The following is a 3,813-nucleotide window of genomic DNA, read 5'->3' on the forward strand; positions in this document are numbered from 1 at the left end:
GCGGCCGCAGGCACGGCGGCCGCGCGCGCAGCGGCCGGATCAGAAGGCAGGGCGCTGATCAGAGGGCAAGGCGCTGGCGCGCTTCCTGGTACTCGCGCTTGAGTTTCTCGATGAAGGCGGCAGCGGTGCCGACCTCGGTGACGGCACCGATGCCCTGCCCCGAGCCCCAGATGTCCTTCCAGGCCTTGGTCTTGCTGCCCTCGCCGCCCCCGAAGTTCATGGTCTTGAGGTCACCCTGCGGCAAGTTGGCCGGATCCATGCCCGCGGCCACGATGCTCGGCGCGAGGTAGTTCCCGTGCACGCCGGTAAAGAGGTTCGAATAGACGATGTCGTCGGAGTTGCCGTCGACGATGGCCTGCTTGTACTCGTCGCTCGCGCGCGCCTCCTGGGTTGCGATGAAGGCGGTGCCGATGTAGGCGAAGTCGGCGCCCATGGCCTGCGCCGCCAGCACCGCACCGCCGGTCGCGATCGCGCCCGACAGCGCAATGGGGCCGTCGAACCACTGGCGGATTTCCTGCACCAGTGCGAAGGGGCTCTTGATGCCGGCATGCCCACCGGCGCCGGCCGCGACCGCGATGATGCCGTCGGCGCCCTTCTCGATCGCCTTGCGCGCGAAGGCGTTGTTGATGACATCGTGCAGCGTCACGCCGCCGTAGCTGTGGACGGCGTCGTTGACGTCGGTGCGCGCGCCCAGTGAGGTGATGACGATCGGCACCTTGTACTTCACGACCATTTCCATGTCGTGTTCGAGCCGGTCGTTGCTCTTGTGGACGATCTGGTTGATCGCGAAAGGCGCGGCGGGCCGCTCCGGGTTCGCCTTGTCATGTGCCGCGAGTTCCTCGGTGATCTCGGCCAGCCAGTCCTCCAGCTGCGAGGCCGGGCGCGCATTGAGCGCGGGCATCGCCCCCACAACGCCAGCCTTGCATTGCGCGATCACGAGCTTTGGGTTGCTGATGATGAACAGTGGCGAGCCGATGATCGGCAGCGGGAGGTTGGCGAGTACGGGAGGGAGCTTGGACATGGTTCGGTCGTCTCTTGAGGGTTGTTGAAAGCGGGAGCGGACAGCCGGCTGTCCGATTCAGAAGGACTCGATCGCCAACGCGGTCACGCTCTCGGCGCCGTCGACGATGCTGTCGCGCAGCCCCGGTGCCTTGATGAGGATGTGCTCGGCATAGAAGCGGGCCGTGGCGATCTTGGCCTGCATGAAGGCGACGTCGTTGCCTGCCGCAAGCTGGTCCTCGGCCACCAGCAAGGAACGCGCGAGCTGCCAGCCTGCGACGAGGTTGCCCGCCAGCATCAGGTAGGGCACGCTGCCCGCGAACACCGCATTGGGCGAGGCCTTGGTCCGGCCGGCGACGAACTCGACCACGTCGACGAAAGCCTCGCGAGCAGCCTTCAGGCGCGTGGCCACCGAACGTGCCTCGGCAGTGTCGCGCTTCGCGAGCTCGGCCTCGGTCTTCCCGATCTGGGTCGCGACGGCCTTGGCGACCTGGCCGCCGTCGCGCGCGGTCTTGCGGCCGACGAGGTCGTTGGCCTGGATCGCGGTCGTGCCTTCGTAGATGGTGAGGATCTTGGCATCGCGCAGGTACTGCGCCGCGCCGGTCTCCTCGATAAAGCCCATGCCGCCGTGCACCTGCACGCCCAGCGACGCAACCTCCAGGCTCATCTCGGTGCTGTAGCCCTTGACCAGCGGCACCATGTACTCGTAGAAAGCCTGGTTCTGCTTGCGCGTCTCGGCATCGGGGTGGTGGTGCATCGCATCGTAGGCCGCCGCCGCGGTGGTGGCCATGGCGCGGCAGCCCTCGGTGTAGGCGCGCATCGTCATCAGCATGCGCTTGACGTCCGGGTGGTGAATGATGGGCGCGCTTGCATTCATCGAGCCGTCCACCGGGCGGCTCTGCACCCGGTCCTTCGCGTAGGCCACCGCCTGCTGGTAGGCGCGCTCGGCAATCGCAATGCCCTGCACACCGACCGCATAGCGCGCTGCATTCATCATGATGAACATGTACTCGAGGCCCCGGTTCTCCTGGCCGACGAGGTAGCCCACGGCGCCGGGTCCGGCGCTGTCTGCAATGCTCCCCGCCGTGCCGTCCCCGTATTGGAGGACTGCGGTCGGCGATGCCTTGATGCCCAGCTTGTGCTCGATGCTGACGCAGTGCACGTCGTTGCGCATACCGAGGGAACCATCCTGGTTGACCAGGAACTTCGGCACCACGAACAGGCTGATGCCCTTCACGCCCTCGGGCGCGCCGGTCACGCGCGCGAGCACGAGGTGCACGATGTTCTCCGCCATGTCGTGCTCGCCGTAGGTGATGAAGATCTTGGTGCCGAAGATCTTGTAGCTGCCATCGGGTTGCGGCTCGGCGCGGCTGCGCACCATCGCGAGGTCGCTGCCGGCCTGCGGCTCGGTCAGGTTCATGGTGCCGGTCCATTGGCCGCTCACCAGCTTCTCGAGATACGCGGCCTTCAGCTCGTCAGAACCGGCGGTGAGCAGCGCCTCGATGGCGCCATCGCTCAGGAGCGGGCACAGCGCGAAGCTCATGTTGGCGGAGTTGAGCATCTCGCTGCAGGCCGCGCCGATGGTCTTGGGCAGCCCCTGGCCACCGAACTCGGCCGGGTGCTGCAGCCCCTGCCAGCCGCCCGCCACGTACTGCGCGAAGGCCTCCTTGAAACCGGGCGTCGTCGCGACCTTGCCGTCCGCGAAGGACGAGGGATGCCTGTCGCCCGCCACGTTGAGGGGCGCGATCACGTCCTGGTTGAAGCGCGCGCACTCCTCGAGCACGGCTTGCGCGGTCTCGACGCCGGCGTCCTCGAGGCCTGGCATCTTCGCGACCTGCGCGATGTCGGCGAGATGCTCGATGTCGAAGAGCATGTCCTTGACGGGGGCGATGTAGCTCATGGCTGTCTCCAATGCAGCGGATATGAAAAGGGCATCGCGAACGATGCCCTGTTTGCGTCGACAGTCGGTGTGTCGAAGGTGCTCAGAGTGCCTTGACCAGTTCCGGCACCGCCGTGAACAGGTCCGCCTCGAGGCCGTAGTCGGCCACGCTGAAGATCGGTGCTTCCGGATCCTTGTTGATCGCCACGATCACCTTCGAGTCCTTCATGCCCGCCAGGTGCTGGATCGCGCCCGAGATGCCGCAGGCGATGTAGAGCTGCGGCGCCACGATCTTGCCGGTCTGGCCCACCTGCCAGTCGTTGGGCGCGTAGCCCGCGTCCACGGCGGCGCGGCTGGCACCGAGACCCGCGTTGAGCTTGTCGGCCAGAGGCGCCATCACCTCGGTGAACTTCTCGGCGCTGCCCAGGGCACGGCCACCGGACACGATGATCTTGGCGGCCGTCAGCTCCGGACGCTCGCTCTTGGTGACTTCGCGCCCGACAAAGCTGCTCTTGCCGCTGTCGGCCACGCCCTCGGCGTTCTCCACCGGCGCGCTGCCACCCGTGGCGGCGGCTGCATCGAAGCCGGTGGTCCGCACGGTGACGACCTTGATCGCATCGCTGCTCTGCACCGTGGCGATGGCATTGCCCGCGTAGATCGCGCGTTCGAAAGTGTCGGGGCTGTCGACCTTCGTGATGTCGCTGATCTGCGCCACATCCAGCTTGGCTGCGACACGGGGTGCGACGTTCTTGCCGTTGGCGGTGGCCGGGAACAGGATGTGGCTGTAGTTCTGGGCAATCGCCAGGACTTGCGCTGCGACGTTCTCCGCAAGGTTCTCGGCGAGGCTCGGGCTGTCGGCGGCAATCACCTTGGCCACGCCGGCGATCTTGGCGGCCGCGGCCGCCGCTTCGGCGGCATTGGCACCGGCCACCAGC

Annotated in this window: 3 protein-coding genes; all 3 read right to left on the minus strand. The window is 67.0% G+C overall.

Annotation, left to right across the window (positions count from 1 at the left end):
• Positions 1–58 precede the first annotated feature (58 nt).
• Positions 59–1,021: an NAD(P)H-dependent flavin oxidoreductase gene (locus tag APY03_RS28930; protein WP_068682405.1), complete on the minus strand. Its 963-nt coding sequence runs from the start codon at positions 1,019–1,021 to the stop codon at positions 59–61.
• A gap of 57 nt (positions 1,022–1,078) precedes the next feature.
• Positions 1,079–2,899 carry an acyl-CoA dehydrogenase gene (locus APY03_RS28935; RefSeq protein WP_068682407.1) on the minus strand — a complete coding sequence of 607 codons (1,821 nt, stop codon included), beginning with the start codon at positions 2,897–2,899 and terminating at the stop codon, positions 1,079–1,081.
• An 82-nt stretch (positions 2,900–2,981) separates the two neighbouring features.
• A partial coding sequence (locus tag APY03_RS28940; protein WP_232324455.1) for an electron transfer flavoprotein subunit alpha/FixB family protein occupies positions 2,982–3,813 on the minus strand: 832 nt, incomplete at its 5' end.

It is taken from the genome of Variovorax sp. WDL1 (genome assembly GCF_001541225.1).
Taxonomy (GTDB): Bacteria; Pseudomonadota; Gammaproteobacteria; order Burkholderiales; family Burkholderiaceae_C; genus Variovorax.

Coding starts and splice junctions, on each gene's coding strand:
- APY03_RS28930 (WP_068682405.1), bottom strand. CDS start 1,021: ATGTCCAAGCTCCCTCCCGTACTCGCCAACCTCCCGCTGCCGATCATC.
- APY03_RS28935 (WP_068682407.1), bottom strand. CDS start 2,899: ATGAGCTACATCGCCCCCGTCAAGGACATGCTCTTCGACATCGAGCAT.